Source organism: Oricola indica, from assembly GCF_965227485.1.
GTDB lineage: Bacteria > Pseudomonadota > Alphaproteobacteria > Rhizobiales > Rhizobiaceae > Oricola > Oricola indica.
This window is the reverse complement of record NZ_OZ245747.1, coordinates 1,302,239-1,315,861: the sequence shown is the minus strand read 5'-3', so window position 1 is coordinate 1,315,861 and position 13,623 is coordinate 1,302,239. Positions and strand designations below refer to the sequence as shown.

The window sequence follows — 13,623 nt, the reverse complement described above, 5'->3', positions numbered from 1 at the left end:
ATGTAAGTTCAGTGAGGAACTCGTCCGATGATCCTTAGGTCACACCTTCCAGTGTTATGCAGAGGCTCGAGACAAGCCAATTTTGTGCGTTAGCTTCCGTCTGGAATGGGGCAGATAATGGACATTCCGCATTCGGCTGCAGTGCGTCCGCTTTGTGCCAAAAATGGAAACTCTGATACGAATTACATTAATCCGTTTCCGACGCCCGAGATTTGCCATCCAATCTATAAGTCGTGCTTGTTGTGGCCGCGCCTTGGCCAATTCGCGATAAACCAAACGTCCACTGAGCGGTCTTGATTTCTTTTTTTATCTCGCGGCGACCGAAGCGCGGGATACCCTCCTGCGTAAGGGATGTGTGCATTATTTAGTACGCTCACGTCTTCACGTAATTGCCGAAACTGACCCAGCTTCCGCCGCGCTTCGAGGAATCGACGCAGGCGGTCACGAAAGCGACGCCCGCGACACCCTCGGCAATACCGGGGAAGGTAACCTCGCCGGGAACGGGTTTGCCTTCGCGATGCGCCGCGATGGCGAGCGCCGCTTCCGTGTAGATGTTGGCGAAACCTTCCAGATAGCCTTCCGGATGACCACCCGGCACGCGGCTGACCCGCTGGCCGACCTCGGTCGCGCCCGCGCCATTGCGGGTGAGCAGGCGCTTCGGCTCGCCGAGCGGCGTGTACCAGAGATAGTTCGGGTCTTCCTGCGCCCATTCCAGTCCGGCTTTTTCGCCATAGATGCGCAGCTTCAATGCGTTTTCGTTGCCTGGCGCGACCTGGCTGCACCACAGCATGCCCTTGGCTCCGCCTGAAAAACGCATCAGCACATGGCCGTTGTCATCGACCTGCCGTCCCTCGACGAAGCTGTCGAGATCGGCGCAAAGCTGCTCCAGTTCGAGGCCAGAAACGAAACTCGCCAGATTGAAGGCATGGGTGCCGATATCGCCGGTCGAGCCGCCGGCGCCGGTTTGCGCCGGGTCGGTGCGCCAGCCGGCCTGTTTCGAGCCGGTCTTTTCCAGCGGCTCCGACAGCCAGTCCTGCGCATATTCCACCTGGACGAGCCTGATCTTGCCCAGTTCGCCCTTGGCCACCATCTCGCGGGCCTGCCGGATCATCGGGTAGCCGGTATAGTTGTGCGTCAGCACGAACAGCGCGCCGGAGTTTTCGGCGGCCTTGGCCAGCTTGCGCGCATCGGGCAGCGTCGAGGTCAGCGGCTTGTCGCAGATCACATGGATGCCGCGCTTCAGGAATTCGCGCGCCACCGGATAGTGCATGTGGTTGGGCGTGACGATGGCAACCGCCTCGATGCCGTTCTTCAGCCGTGCCTCGCGCTTCGCCATCTCGACGAAATCGCCATAGGCGCGGTCCGGCGCAACGCCGAGATCGGCGGCAGACGCCTTCGATTTCTCGGGCGTCGAGGAAAACGCGCCGGCGACCAGTTCGTAGCGGTCGTCGATGCGCGATGCGATGCGGTGCACGCCGCCGATGAAGGCGTCGCGTCCGCCGCCCACCATGCCGAGCCGAATGCGTTCGGTCATGTTTCTGTCCTTCCTGTTGTCCTTACGATATGCCGAGCATGCGGCGGTTGGCGGCCTCGTCGGTGCCGGCGCCTGCGAAATCGTCGAACGCCTTCTCCGTCACCCTGATGATGTGATCCGAGACGAATTGTGCGCCTTCGCGCGCGCCGTCCTCGGGATGCTTCAGGCAGCATTCCCATTCCACCACGGCCCAGCCGTCGAAATCATTGGCCGTCAGCTTCGAGAAGATCGAGCCGAAATCGACCTGGCCGTCGCCGAGCGAGCGGAACCGCCCGGCCCGATCGACCCAGCTCTGGAATCCGCCATAGACACCCTGCCGGCCGGTCGGATTGAACTCCGCGTCCTTGACATGGAACATTTTGATCCGGTCGGCATAGATGTCGATATTGTCGATATAATCGAGGCACTGCAGCACGTAGTGCGACGGATCGTAGAGCATGTTGCAGCGGGCATGTCCGCCGAGCCGTTCCAGGAACATCTCGAATGTCACCCCGTCATGCAGATCCTCGCCCGGATGGATCTCGTAGCAGACATCGACGCCGCACGAATCGGCGTGATCGAGGATCGGCCGCCAGCGCTTTGCCAACTCGTCGAATGCGGTTTCGACAAGCCCAGCGGGCCGCTGCGGCCAGGGATAGATGAACGGCCATGCGAGCGCGCCGGAAAAGCTGGCCATCGCGCCGATACCCATGTTGCGCGAGGCGTCCAGCGCCATCATGACCTGCCGGACGGCCCATTCCTGGCGGGCCTTGGGATTGCCGTGCACTTCCGGCGCCGCGAACCCGTCGAAGGCTTCGTCATAGGCGGGATGTACGGCGACGAGCTGGCCCTGGAGATGGGTGGAGAGTTCGGTGACCTCGACGCCGTTTTCGGCGGCCACGCCCTTGAATTCGTCGCAATAGTCCTTCGAGGAGGCAGCCTTTTCGAGATCGATCAGGCGTCCGTCCCAACTCGGAACCTGCACGCCCTTGTAGCCGCAATCGGCAGCCCATTTCGTGATCGACGCCCAGGAGTTGAACGGTGCCTCGTCTCCGGCGAACTGTGCAAGGAACAGGGCCGGGCCCTTGATGGTCTTCATGGTGAAACCTCAACTCTCGATTGTCTGGTCTGCGATTTGCAGAGCTAGTTGGTGACGTAGCCGACGCCGTATCGGTGCACGACGCCGGTTCTGATGCCGTTGCAGGCGCTCCGGTTACTCCGCCGCCTGCATGCCCTGGGTCTGGCCGATGGGGTGGTGGATGATCTCCGTTCCCAGGACGCCAAGATACTCCCGGATGAAAGCCGCAAGCGCCGTCCAACCTTCCGCGGTCACAAGATTTCCGTCGCGCAAGGCGTCCTTGCCGCCGATCGGCACATAGGTCGCGCCTGTCAGTTCGACTTCCGGGCGGGTCGTGAAGAGCCCGGCTACCCGCTTGCCCTTGATCACCTCGGGCACTGCTACCAACACCTGAACGCCATGGCAGATCGCCGCGATCGGCTTGTCGTCGCGATGAAATTCGCGAACGATCTCGCGGACTCGCTCGTAGGTGCGGATATATTCCGGGCCGCGCCCGCCGGCGACATAGACCGAGTCGTATCCGTCGGTCTTCGTCGTATCGAAATCCTGCGTCACCTCAATGGCGTGGCCCTTGTGTTCGGTCCAGGTCATCACGCCGGGGCCAAAATCGTGCACCGACGTGGTTACCCGGTCGCCCTTTTTCGTTTCGGGGCAAATGATATCGACCGTGTGGCCGACGGCCTCCAGGGCCTGCTGCACGACGAAAATCTCGTACTCCTCCGAATATTCGCCGATCAGCATGAGAATGCGCTTGCCGTTCATGTCTATCTCCTTCCCTTGTTATCTTCCACCACGGTTCCAGCCACGACCCTCGCCTCCATAGAGTTCGTACCCGCTCCGCGTCACAGCGAGCGTATCTTCAAGCTTGATGAAGCCGCGTGTCGGATGAAGCATCGTCGTTTCGACCGACAGCACCATGCCCGCTTTCAGCGGCTCGTCACGATCAATTCCTTCGTAAGCAACGGGGTGGTTCGTCATGACGAAAGGCGCCTCATGAGTGATGACGCCCATGCCGTGCGCGAAGAAGTCGGTGCAGGTCGCGTTAGGCTGTTTTGCAAGTTCGGCTTCGCCGGCTTCGATAAGATCGCCTGCTTTGGCGCCAGCCGCGATTTTTGAGAAGGCGGCCTGCTGAACGGTTTCGATTTCTGCCAGCAGATCCTCCAGTTCCGTATCCGGCTCCCCCAAAACGCCCATGCGACATATGTCGCCGATATAGCCGTCCAGATTACCACCGGAGTCGATCGACAGGACTTCACCCGCAGCCCAAGCCTGATCGGAGGAGGCCCGATTGTGCGACGCGCCCAGCGTCAGGAGGCAGTATTCGAACTGGAGGCCACGCGACGATTCCTCGGCGCGAAGCCGGTCGATGATTTCCTTTTTCGTCGATCCTTCGCGCGCCCATCTGACGGTCGCCTGCATCGAAGCGCTGATACGTTCCGACGCATCCTTGAGCATCGCCAGTTCTTTCGGCGACTTGACCGCACGCAGTCGTTCGAGCACGCCGCAAGCGTCGATGAGCGGAGCGTTCGAGTAGGCCGCCTCAAGATCCCGCGCCGCATCCAGCGGAAGGAAACCCGGTTCGATGCCGATCCGCGGAGAGGCCGGCCCCTCGGCTTTCAGGTGCTTGATCGCCTGCGCCATGGCGTCACGCGTGCCCCATGCGACCGGAAAGAAATGCGGTGTCCAGAAGGGACGATTGGCATGTTCCATTCCCTCCATCTTGTTGGCGACGTAAGCGGTCTTTCGCGGCGCGCCCTTAACATAGGCGACGATCGGCAGATAACGGCTATGACCGATCGCATCCATCGCGGAAAAGAAGATGAAACGGTAGCCGCCCATCAGATACTGGACATTGTGCTTCGACGTGGCGAGCAGCACGTCGATGCCAGCCTTTTCCATCAGATCGTCGAGATGCCCGAAATCATACGGCAGGGCGTTGGTAGCAAGGTCTTCCATGGGTGCTTACCCCTTCGCCGGGATCAGGTGGAAATCCGGAAGCTCTTTCAACAGCTCTTCAGGGCCGGCCGGGGAATAAACAACGAAGATCTGCATCTCCCCGTCTCCCGTGTTCAGCGTCGAATGATAGCGGCTTTCCGGAATGAAGATCGTGCAGCCCGGCCTCACCGTCTCGGTATGCGGGTTGCCGTTTTCGTCCTCGACCATCTGTTCGCCTTCGCCCTTGAGGATGAAAATGATCTCCTCCGAGCCCGGATGGTTGTGGCGGGCATGGCCCTGTCTTGGCGGCACAGTGACGACCGCGGCCGAGAACTGTTTCGCGCCATTCGCCTGCGGCCCAAGCGTCACGGATAACTGCCCCCAGTCGAACCCGTAGGCGTCGACAGCTTCCGGATATTTGTAAAGGTCCTTCACGTCGGTCATGGGATTATCCTTTCGCGGTGACATCTTTGAACGCCCGGATCTGCTCCGCGATGGCGCGTTCTGCGGGCAGGCGCTCGGCCGACGACGCGCCGTAGAAGCCGTCGATCCGGTCGGCATTCCTAAGTACGTAGGCGGCGTCGTCCGGCATCGAGATCGGCCCGCCGTGGCAGAGCATGATCACGTCCTTGCGCACGGAGCGCGCGGCCGCAGCAATGGCGTCGATCTCCTCGACACACTGATCCAGCGTCTTCGCCGACGTCGCGCCGATGGTGCCGCCTGTGGTCACGCCCATATGCGCGACGATGATGTCGGCGCCAGCCTTCGTCATTGCGATCGCCTCGTCGGGATTGAAGACATAAGGGGTGGTCAGCATGTCCTGGGCGTGCGCCTCGGCGATCATGTCGACCTCCAGCCCAAAGCCCATGCCCGTTTCCTCGAAGCTCTGGCGCATGGTGCCATCGAACAGGCCGACGGTCGGAAAGTTCTGAACTCCCGAAAAGCCCATGTCCTTCAACTCGGCGAGGAACCGTGGCATGAGAATGAAGGGATCTGTGCCGTTCACGCCGGCGAGCACCGGGGTCTTTTTGACGACCGGCAGAACCTCGACCGCCATCTCCTTCACGATTTCGTTGGCGTTGCCGTAGGCGAGCAGTCCGGCGGCCGAGCCGCGCCCCGCCATGCGGTACCGCCCGGAATTGTAGATGATGATGAGATCGATCCCGCCAGCCTCTTCCGCCTTTGCCGAAAGGCCCGTGCCCGCGCCGCCGCCGATGATCGGCTCGCCTTTCGCGATCATCGCGTGGAAACGGTCCAGGATTGTCTTGCGAGGAATGGCTGACATCAGGGCTCCATAAGGTCTTGAAAGGTGTTGGCCGCGGCCTCCGCGAAGGCCGGGTCGTTGATATGGCACGGCAGGAAGACCAGACGCGCCTTGTCTTCGATCGTGTCGCGCAGCGTGTCGTATAGCGCCGCGTCGGCTTCCGGATCCCAGAATGCGCCGCCCTCGATGTCGAGCGCCGAGACGCCTTTTTCGGGCAGGAGAAGCCGCACCGGGCCATGGCAAGCGTTGAGCTTCCGGCCGATCCACCGGCCCATATCCGCGTTTTCTTCTGCGGTCGTCCGCATCAGCGTCACGTTCGGATTGTGCTCGTAGAACGTTCTCCCGCGATACTTCGAGGGTACGGTATCCGGCGCCCAGAAATTGACCATGTCCAACGCACCGACGGAGCCTACCCAGGGCGCGCCGGTGCGTGCGACAACATCAAGCCTGTCAGGATCGGCGGCGAGGACGCCGCCGAACAGCAGGTCGGCGATTTCCGTCGTCGTGATGTCGACCAGGCCCGACATGAATTGCTGCTCGAGCAACCGTTCCATCGACCGCCCGCCGGTTCCCGTTGCGTGGAATACCAGGCAATCGTAACGCTCGTCGAGGCGCTCTGTGATGGCGTTCACGCAGGCGGTCGTTACGCCGAACATAGTCAGCCCGATGGCGATCTTGTCGTCCACTGCTGCAGGAGACGAAGCGGATATCGCCCCGACCAAGGCATGCGCGCTGTTCGAGAGAATGACGCGGCTCAGCTGGTTCAGTCCGGCGATGTCGGTCACCGAAGGCGCCATCACGATGTCGGACGTTCCCACGTAGGGCGCAGTATCCCCGGAGGCGAGCGTCGAGACCATGATCTTAGGGACGCCATAGGGCAATTCCCGCATCCCCGCGCACGCCATTGACGTCCCGCCGCCGCCACCGACCGCAATCATGCCCGAGATCTCACCCGAGTGCCGCCGGCACCATTCTGCGAATGCCGTGCCCATCGCCGAGACAGCCGCGCCTCGGTCGCTACCGCCGGGCACTGCCCCCTCTCCGTCCGGATGGCACGACGCGATGTCTTCGGCGGCAATATCGACCGCAATCGACGGCGCGCGCGTGCCGATATCGACAATCACCGCCTGCTGGCCGTCAGCCGCGATCAGATCCCTGAGATAGGCGAGTTCCTCGCCCTTTGTGTCGGCCGTGCCGACCACATGAATCACGCGCAACGCAAGCTCCTCCCCTGACGTCGCGGCCTGTCTATCGGCGGCCGTTTGAAAAACCGCCTTGACCCTGAATGGGACTGGAGTACCATATTGGGATGACAGTCCCACGTCAACGAGATGAAGCTGCCGAAAAAGCCAAACCGCTCAAGGGAGCCGCGGCGCGCACACATTCCCTTATGGTTTCGACGGCCAATGCGATGATGCGCGATGGCATGTCTCCGTCGGTCAGCGAGGTCGCGGAAGCCGCCGGCGTTTCGCGCTCGACCGCCTACCGATATTTCCCGAACCGGTCCGACATGGTGCGCGCCGTCGTGGCCGAGGCCTTGGGCCCGATCCTGGATTGGGAAGATCGGATGAACGGCAGCGATCGCATCACTGCGCTCTATGCGGCCGCCTTTCCGAGGCTCTATGAGCACGAGGCCACGTTCCGCGCGGCACTGCGTCAATCCCTCGAGGCCGACGGCGCCGACGCCACGCTTGGCCGCGGCCATAGGCGACAGTTGCTCGCCAGCGCAATCCGCGACCTCGGACTGCCGAAAGGGAAAGCCGATCGGTTGATCCGTGCGCTGTCCCTGACTTTTGGTGTCGAGGCGATGATTGTTCTCAGGGACATTTGGGGCTTGAGCGACGACGAGGCGCAAAGCACGGCGCTTTGGGCCGCGCAGGCGATGATAGAGGCCGCGATGCGGGAAGCGGGTGGCGATGGCAATGAGGAAAGTTGAAACTGGTCCGGCCAGATATGCAATACCTGTTGTGACGATAGCACGGCCGACAGTTGCGGAAGCGACGTCCGCATTGCCTGCTTCATATGCGAAAGAAAGCTTATGTCTCATTGGTTTTTCAGGTCGCCCGCGTGCATGCGGCAAGTTAAACACAACCTTGACAACCCAGGCAATCTGGTAATACCAAAATTGTTATCGCGACGACGATGAATTTCGGTCGATCGGAGGAGAGACGGGAGAATACCAGCAGTCCACGACTACCAAGCAGATCAAATGGGAGGAAACCGAAATGAAAAGATATGTTTACCGGCTGCTCGCTGGAGCAGCGGCGCTTGCGTTCATGGTGCCTGCGGCGTCAGCGCAGGAACTGACAATCTTCTGGGCGGAGTGGGATCCGGCCAATTATCTGCAGGAACTCGTCAACGAGTATGAAGCCGAGACAGGCGTCACGGTCACGGTGGAAACTACGCCCTGGCAGGACTTCCAGACCAAGGCGTTCACGGAGTTCAACGCCAGGGGCTCGGCCTACGACATGATCGTCGGCGACAGCCAGTGGTTGGGCGCCGCGTCCGAAGGCGGCCACTATGTTGACCTGACCGAGTTCTTCCAGAAGCACGATCTCGGCAACGTGATGGCTCCGGCGACGGTCAAGTACTACGCCGAATATCCGGGCAACTCTGGCAATTACTGGGCGATCCCCGCCGAGGGCGACGCCGTCGGTTGGTCCTATCGCAAGGACTGGTTCGAAGATCCGGAGGAAATGAAGGCGTTCGAGGCCAAGTATGGCTATCCGCTCGCCGTTCCGGAGACCTGGCAGCAGTTGCTCGACATTGCCGAGTTCTTCCATCGCCCCGATGAGAACCGCTACGGCATCGCGATCTACACCGACAACTCCTATGACGGCCTTGTCATGGGCGTCGAGAACGCGCTGTTCTCCTATGGCGCCGAGCTCGGAAACTACGAGACCTACGAAGTTGAGGGCATTCTCAACTCCGATAAGGCTGTACAGGCGCTGGAAGCCTATCGCCAGCTTTACCAGTACACGCCTCCGGGCTGGTCGAAGACTTTCTTTGTCGAGAACAACCAGGCCATCACCGAAGGTCTGGCGGCGATGTCGATGAACTACTTCGCCTTCTTCCCGGCTCTGGTGAACCCGGCGACGAACCCGAATGCAGCCAATACCGGCTTCTTCGCCAACCCGGCCGGGCCGGACGGCGACCAGTATGCAGCGCTCGGCGGTCAGGGGATATCGATCGTCTCGTACTCCGACAATATCGATGAGAGCTACAAGTTCCTCGAGTGGTTCATTCAGGACGATGTGCAGAAGCGCTGGGCAGAACTGGGCGGTTACACCGCGCATGCCAAGACCCTCGAAAGCCAGGAGTTCCGGCAGGCCACCCCGTACAATGAGGCCTTCTACCAGACCATGTTCAAGGTGAAGGACTTCTGGGCTGTTCCGGAATATGCGGAGCTCCTGACGGCGGCCAACCAGCGCATTTACCCCTATGTCGTCGGTGGCGAGGGCACGGCTAAAGAAGCCTTGGATGCGCTTGCCCAGGACTGGGTCGATACGTTCAAGAAATACGGCCGCACCGAATAAGCCGGCTGATCATCTGACTAAGCGGCGGGCGCTGTTGGCGCCCGCCAGTTCCCAGCCAGGAAGCGACAAACCGTGACAGACGTTATGACCAGGCTTGAGCCGGGAAGCCGCGCCGCTTCGCGCGGGTTTTCCGACCTCACGATCCGGAACTTGTTCATCATTCCGACGATCGCCTTTTTGATTATCTTCAACGTATTTCCGTTGCTGTATTCGCTCTGGACATCGTTCACCGATTTCCGCGCTTCGACCACGGCGCCGGCAAACTGGGTCGGACTGGCCAATTACCGCGAGTTGCTCAACGACCCCTTCATCTGGCGCAATTTCACGATCACCGCGAAATACGTGCTGATCTCCGTGACGGGACAGGTGGTGGTCGGCTTCGGGCTCGCGATGCTCCTGAACCGCCAAATTCCCTTCAAGGGATTGATTACCACGCTGCTGCTGCTGCCGATGATGCTCTCCATGGCCGTCGTCGGCCTGTTCTGGAAGCTGCTTTACGATCCGTCCTTCGGCATCATCAATTATTTCCTCGGTCTCGGAAAATTCGAATGGCTGGCGGATCCTCAGGTCGCGCTTTACGCAGTCGCTCTCGTCGATATCTGGATGTGGTCGCCCTTCGTGATGCTGCTGTCGCTGGCGGGCCTGTCGGCCGTGCCGAAGCATCTCTACGAAGCGGCGGAGATCGACCGCGCTGGACCCTTCTACACCTTCTTCCGGATCACGCTTCCGCTGGTCGCGCCGATCCTGATGATCGCGATCATTTTCCGAACCATGGAGGCGTTCAAGACATTCGACCACGCCTACATTCTCTCGTCGCAGCCGACGACCGAACTGATCGCGATCCGTCTCTATAAGATGGCGTTCTTGGAGTGGCAGACGGGCCTGAGCTCCGCCTTCGCCTACATCGTCCTGATAATGGTGGTCGCGATCACCAACATCTACGTGAAGTATCTCAACAAGGCAAAGGCGCGCTGAGATGGCCGAAGTCAAAACAAAGGGCGAGGTCGTTCTCAATCGCGTGGCGATCGTTGCCGTCGTCGTCGCACTGATCGTCATGCTGACGCCGATCTACTGGATCGCCTCGACCGCCTTCAAGCCGCGCAGTCTGGCCACCACCGTCCCGCCGACCGTGATGTTCGAGCCTACATTGACGCCCTTCGCGAAGCTTTTCACCAAGCGTTCGCAGCTGCGCCAGCCGGTGGAAGAGGATGTCTACGAAGCCGCGCCCTGGTGGGAGAAGCTGATCTATGACGACGGCGAGCAGGTCGTGAAGAACCGCAAGACCGGCGCGATCACGTCGTCCGGCTATTGGGATCGCTACAAGAACTCGCTGATCGTCTCGATCATCTCGACATTCCTCGCTGTATCCATGGGCACGCTGACGGCCTACGGCTTCTCGCGCTTCAAGGTGAAAGGAGAGCAGGACTGGCTGTTCTTCATTCTCAGTACGCGCATGTTGCCTCCTGTCGTCGTCGCCATCCCGATGTTCCTGATGTACCGCACGGTCGGCCTGCATGACACGCATCTCGGCCTGATCATTCTCTACACGGCGTTCAATCTGTCTTTTGCGGTCTGGATCATGAAGGGCTTCGTCGACGAGATTCCCCGGGAATACGAGGAGGCGGCGCTGGTGGACGGCTACACACGGCTACAGGCCTTCTGGAAGATCGTGTTGCCGGAGGCCCTTACAGGCATTGCCGCCACTGCCGTCTTCTGTTTCATCATCGCCTGGAACGAATATGCCTTTGCCTTGATGATGACCTCGCGCAACGCGCAGACCGCGCCGCCCTACATCCCGTCGCAGGTGGGGTCTGGCCTGCCCGACTGGAGCGTGATCGCAGCGGGAGCGTTCCTGTTCCTGCTGCCGGTCGCCATCTTCACGTTCCTCCTTCGCAACCATCTGCTGCGAGGCATGTCCTTCGGAGCGATCCGCAAATGACCTTTCGTGAACTGAATACGAAACTGTTCGAACCGACTGCGCAGTGGGTGATGATCGGGGGACTGGTGTGCCTTTGCCAGCCCTGGGTGGAACTCCTGCACCGCTACGGGCTGACGATTACCATCATCGGGCTGATCGGATTCCTGGTGACTGCCCACATTCCGCCCGAACCCGAGGCTGAAGCAGAGGAAGAGGAAGAGCTGATCTGATGGCCCGGATCGAACTCACCAACGTCCAGAAATTCTTCGGAGCCGTCCAGGTTCTCAGGGACGTCAATCTCGTCATCGAGGACGGCGAATTCGTCGTCATGCTCGGCCAGTCCGGCTGCGGCAAGACCACCACGCTTCGCGCGATTGCCGGCCTCGAAACCATCACTTCCGGGACGATCACCATCGATGGCAAGGAGGTCCAGAACCTCAAGGCCGCCGACCGCGATATCGCCTTCGTCTTCCAGTCATTCTCGCTTTATCCCCACATGACGGTGGAAGAGAATATCGCGTTCCCCCTTCGCGCCGTGCGCAGCAGACAGGCCGAACGCGAGGCCGAAGTGAAGGAAGTCGCCCGGTTCCTTGGTATCGAACAGCTTCTGCCGCGCCGGCCGTCCGCATTGTCGGGAGGCGACATGCAGCGCGTCGCCATCGGGCGGGCGCTCGTCCGTCGACCGAAGGCGCTGCTCATGGACGAACCCATCGGTGCGCTCGACGCAAAGCTCCGCGAACAGATGCGCGCCGAGATCAAGCGGCTGCACATCGCGCGTGAATCGACAAGCGTCTACGTGACCCACGATCAGGTTGAGGCAATGTCGTTGGCCGACCGGATTGTCGTCATGCATGACGGCCTGCTGCAGCAGGTCGGCGCGCCGGAGGAGGTTTATCTTCGTCCCGCCAACCTTTTCGTGGCCCAGTTCGTTGGTTCTCCGGTCATGAACGTCGCGGATGTCACCGTCGAGAGCGAAGGCACGGACGCGCTGCTGCGGATCGGCGGCGCAAACGGATTTCGCGTGCCATCCGAAACGGTATCGCATCTAAACGGATCGCCTGCCAAGCTCGGTATCCGCCCTGAAGCCGTCATACTGTCTCACGATGCCAAAGACGGCTACATCGAGACTGAGACGACCAATGTCGAGCCACTCGGCAGCCACGACATCGTAGACGTCCGCGTCGGGGACGAGACGCTCCGCGCACGCTGCGAATCCGGCTTTACCGGCGGCGAGGGCCAGAAGCTTTGGGTCGCGCTGGACCCGCACCGCGCGCATTTCTTCGATGCCGCGTCTGGAAATTCGCTGAGGAGATCTGCCTGATGGCACGTATCGAGCTGCAGAACATCACCAAGCGCTATGGCGGTACGCGCGCTCTGAAGGATCTCAGCCTGACCGTTGAGGATGGCGAGTTCTTCGTGCTGCTCGGTCGCACCGGCGCGGGCAAGACGACAACGCTCAGGGTCGTCGCGGGGCTCGAAAAACCCGACGAGGGGCGCGTTTTCATCGGCGATTCTGACGTCACAAGCTGGACTGCAGCCGAGCGTGATGTCGCGCTCGTGCTGCAGCAATACTCGCTCTATCCGCGCCTGACAGTGCGCGGTAATCTGGAATTCCCGTTGCGTCCCAAGGTTCGCAACATGAACGAAGACGAGATCAGGCGCCGGGTCGACCGCGCCGCCAAGACCCTCCAGATCACACATCTGCTCGACCGCAAGGTGGAACGGCTATCGGGCGGCGAAATGCAGCGCGTTTCCATCGGTCGCGCCATCGTGCGCGATCCGCGCGTCTTCCTGATGGACGAGCCGCTTTCCGCGCTCGATGCGAAGTTGCGCGAGGCGCTGCGCGTCGAATTGAAGAAGCTGCATCAGGATCTTGGCGCGACCTTCCTGTTCGTGACCCACGACCAGGTTGAGGCGATGTCGATGGGCGACAAGATCGGCGTCTTGCGCAGCGGCCGCCTCGTTCAGGTCGGCACGCCCTCGGAAATCTACGAGCGTCCGCACAACACCTTCGTCGCCCGGTCCGTCGGTACGCCGCCGATGAACCTCATCGAGGGTAGGCTGGATGGAGAGAGTGCACGGCTTGGTTCCTTCGTGCTGCCGGTCAGCTCGCCGGCGAATTCCGAACAGAAGGTCACATTCGGAGTACGGCCCGAAAACATCGTTATTCAGTCCGGCGCACCGGCGGAAGCGCGCGTTTTCGATATCGAGGACCAGGGCGTTATCAAGATTCTCGCGCTCGACATGGGCGACACGCGCCTGCACGCCACTGTCCCGGCAGGCACGCATGTGAATCGCGACGAAGTTGTCCGTTTCGGCTGGAAGCCGGAGCGCGTGCTGTCCTTCGATCCGGAGACCGGACGAAACCTCGCGCTTTAG

14 protein-coding genes are annotated in these 13,623 nt (G+C 61.0%); 7 read left to right on the top strand and 7 right to left on the bottom strand.

The annotated features are described in order from the left end of the window. Positions 1 to 373 precede the first annotated feature (373 nt). The 7 genes from ACQK2M_RS06720 to ACQK2M_RS06690 all read right to left on the bottom strand — a co-directional run bounded on the left by ACQK2M_RS06720 (position 374) and on the right by ACQK2M_RS06690 (position 7,007). Positions 374 to 1,534, bottom strand: coding sequence for a Gfo/Idh/MocA family protein (locus tag ACQK2M_RS06720; RefSeq protein ID WP_425417161.1), 1,161 nt, complete (start codon positions 1,532 to 1,534; stop codon positions 374 to 376). Between the two features lie 22 nt (positions 1,535 to 1,556). Beyond that, positions 1,557 to 2,612 (bottom strand): sugar phosphate isomerase/epimerase family protein, encoded by a 1,056-nt coding sequence (locus ACQK2M_RS06715; RefSeq protein WP_425416154.1) that lies wholly within the window; start codon positions 2,610 to 2,612, stop codon positions 1,557 to 1,559. A 114-nt stretch (positions 2,613 to 2,726) separates the two neighbouring features. After that, positions 2,727 to 3,353, bottom strand: a complete 627-nt coding sequence (locus tag ACQK2M_RS06710; protein WP_223478328.1) for a DJ-1/PfpI family protein — start codon at positions 3,351 to 3,353, stop codon at positions 2,727 to 2,729. 18 nt (positions 3,354 to 3,371) lie between these two features. Then, positions 3,372 to 4,547, bottom strand: coding sequence for a M24 family metallopeptidase (locus ACQK2M_RS06705; protein ID WP_425417160.1), 1,176 nt, complete (start codon positions 4,545 to 4,547; stop codon positions 3,372 to 3,374). Between the two features lie 6 nt (positions 4,548 to 4,553). After that, positions 4,554 to 4,970: a cupin domain-containing protein gene (locus ACQK2M_RS06700; RefSeq protein ID WP_223478326.1), complete on the bottom strand. Its 417-nt coding sequence runs from the start codon at positions 4,968 to 4,970 to the stop codon at positions 4,554 to 4,556. Between the two features lie 4 nt (positions 4,971 to 4,974). Then, entirely contained in the window at positions 4,975 to 5,811 is an 837-nt protein-coding gene (locus ACQK2M_RS06695; RefSeq protein ID WP_223478325.1) for a phosphoenolpyruvate hydrolase family protein, read from the bottom strand. Continuing rightward, positions 5,811 to 7,007: a Tm-1-like ATP-binding domain-containing protein gene (locus ACQK2M_RS06690; RefSeq protein ID WP_425417159.1), complete on the bottom strand. Its 1,197-nt coding sequence runs from the start codon at positions 7,005 to 7,007 to the stop codon at positions 5,811 to 5,813. The genes ACQK2M_RS06695 and ACQK2M_RS06690 overlap by 1 nt, the downstream gene beginning before the upstream one ends. 92 nt (positions 7,008 to 7,099) lie before the next feature. Between ACQK2M_RS06690 and ACQK2M_RS06685 the strand changes: the two genes are divergently transcribed. From ACQK2M_RS06685 to ACQK2M_RS06655, 7 genes are all read left to right on the top strand, one after another. Continuing rightward, positions 7,100 to 7,726 carry a TetR/AcrR family transcriptional regulator gene (locus tag ACQK2M_RS06685; RefSeq protein ID WP_223478323.1) on the top strand — a complete coding sequence of 209 codons (627 nt, stop codon included), beginning with the start codon at positions 7,100 to 7,102 and terminating at the stop codon, positions 7,724 to 7,726. 340 nt (positions 7,727 to 8,066) lie between these two features. After that, positions 8,067 to 9,326 carry an ABC transporter substrate-binding protein gene (locus tag ACQK2M_RS06680; RefSeq protein ID WP_425419996.1) on the top strand — a complete coding sequence of 420 codons (1,260 nt, stop codon included), beginning with the start codon at positions 8,067 to 8,069 and terminating at the stop codon, positions 9,324 to 9,326. An 84-nt stretch (positions 9,327 to 9,410) separates the two neighbouring features. Beyond that, a complete protein-coding gene (locus ACQK2M_RS06675; protein WP_223478343.1) occupies positions 9,411 to 10,301 on the top strand; it encodes a carbohydrate ABC transporter permease in 891 nt (296 codons plus the stop codon). A 1-nt stretch (position 10,302) separates the two neighbouring features. After that, the gene (locus ACQK2M_RS06670; RefSeq protein ID WP_223478321.1) at positions 10,303 to 11,265 is read left to right on the top strand and encodes a carbohydrate ABC transporter permease; all 963 of its coding nucleotides are present in this window, start codon (positions 10,303 to 10,305) and stop codon (positions 11,263 to 11,265) included. Continuing rightward, positions 11,262 to 11,474, top strand: coding sequence for a hypothetical protein (locus ACQK2M_RS06665; protein ID WP_223478320.1), 213 nt, complete (start codon positions 11,262 to 11,264; stop codon positions 11,472 to 11,474). The genes ACQK2M_RS06670 and ACQK2M_RS06665 overlap by 4 nt, the downstream gene beginning before the upstream one ends. Beyond that, on the top strand, positions 11,474 to 12,565 hold the full coding sequence (locus ACQK2M_RS06660) for an ABC transporter ATP-binding protein (RefSeq protein ID WP_425417158.1): 1,092 nt from the start codon (positions 11,474 to 11,476) through the stop codon (positions 12,563 to 12,565). Before ACQK2M_RS06665 ends, ACQK2M_RS06660 begins: the two co-directional genes overlap by 1 nt. Then, complete coding sequence (locus tag ACQK2M_RS06655) at positions 12,565 to 13,623, top strand: ABC transporter ATP-binding protein (RefSeq protein WP_223478318.1); 1,059 nt, start codon at positions 12,565 to 12,567, stop codon at positions 13,621 to 13,623. The genes ACQK2M_RS06660 and ACQK2M_RS06655 overlap by 1 nt, the downstream gene beginning before the upstream one ends.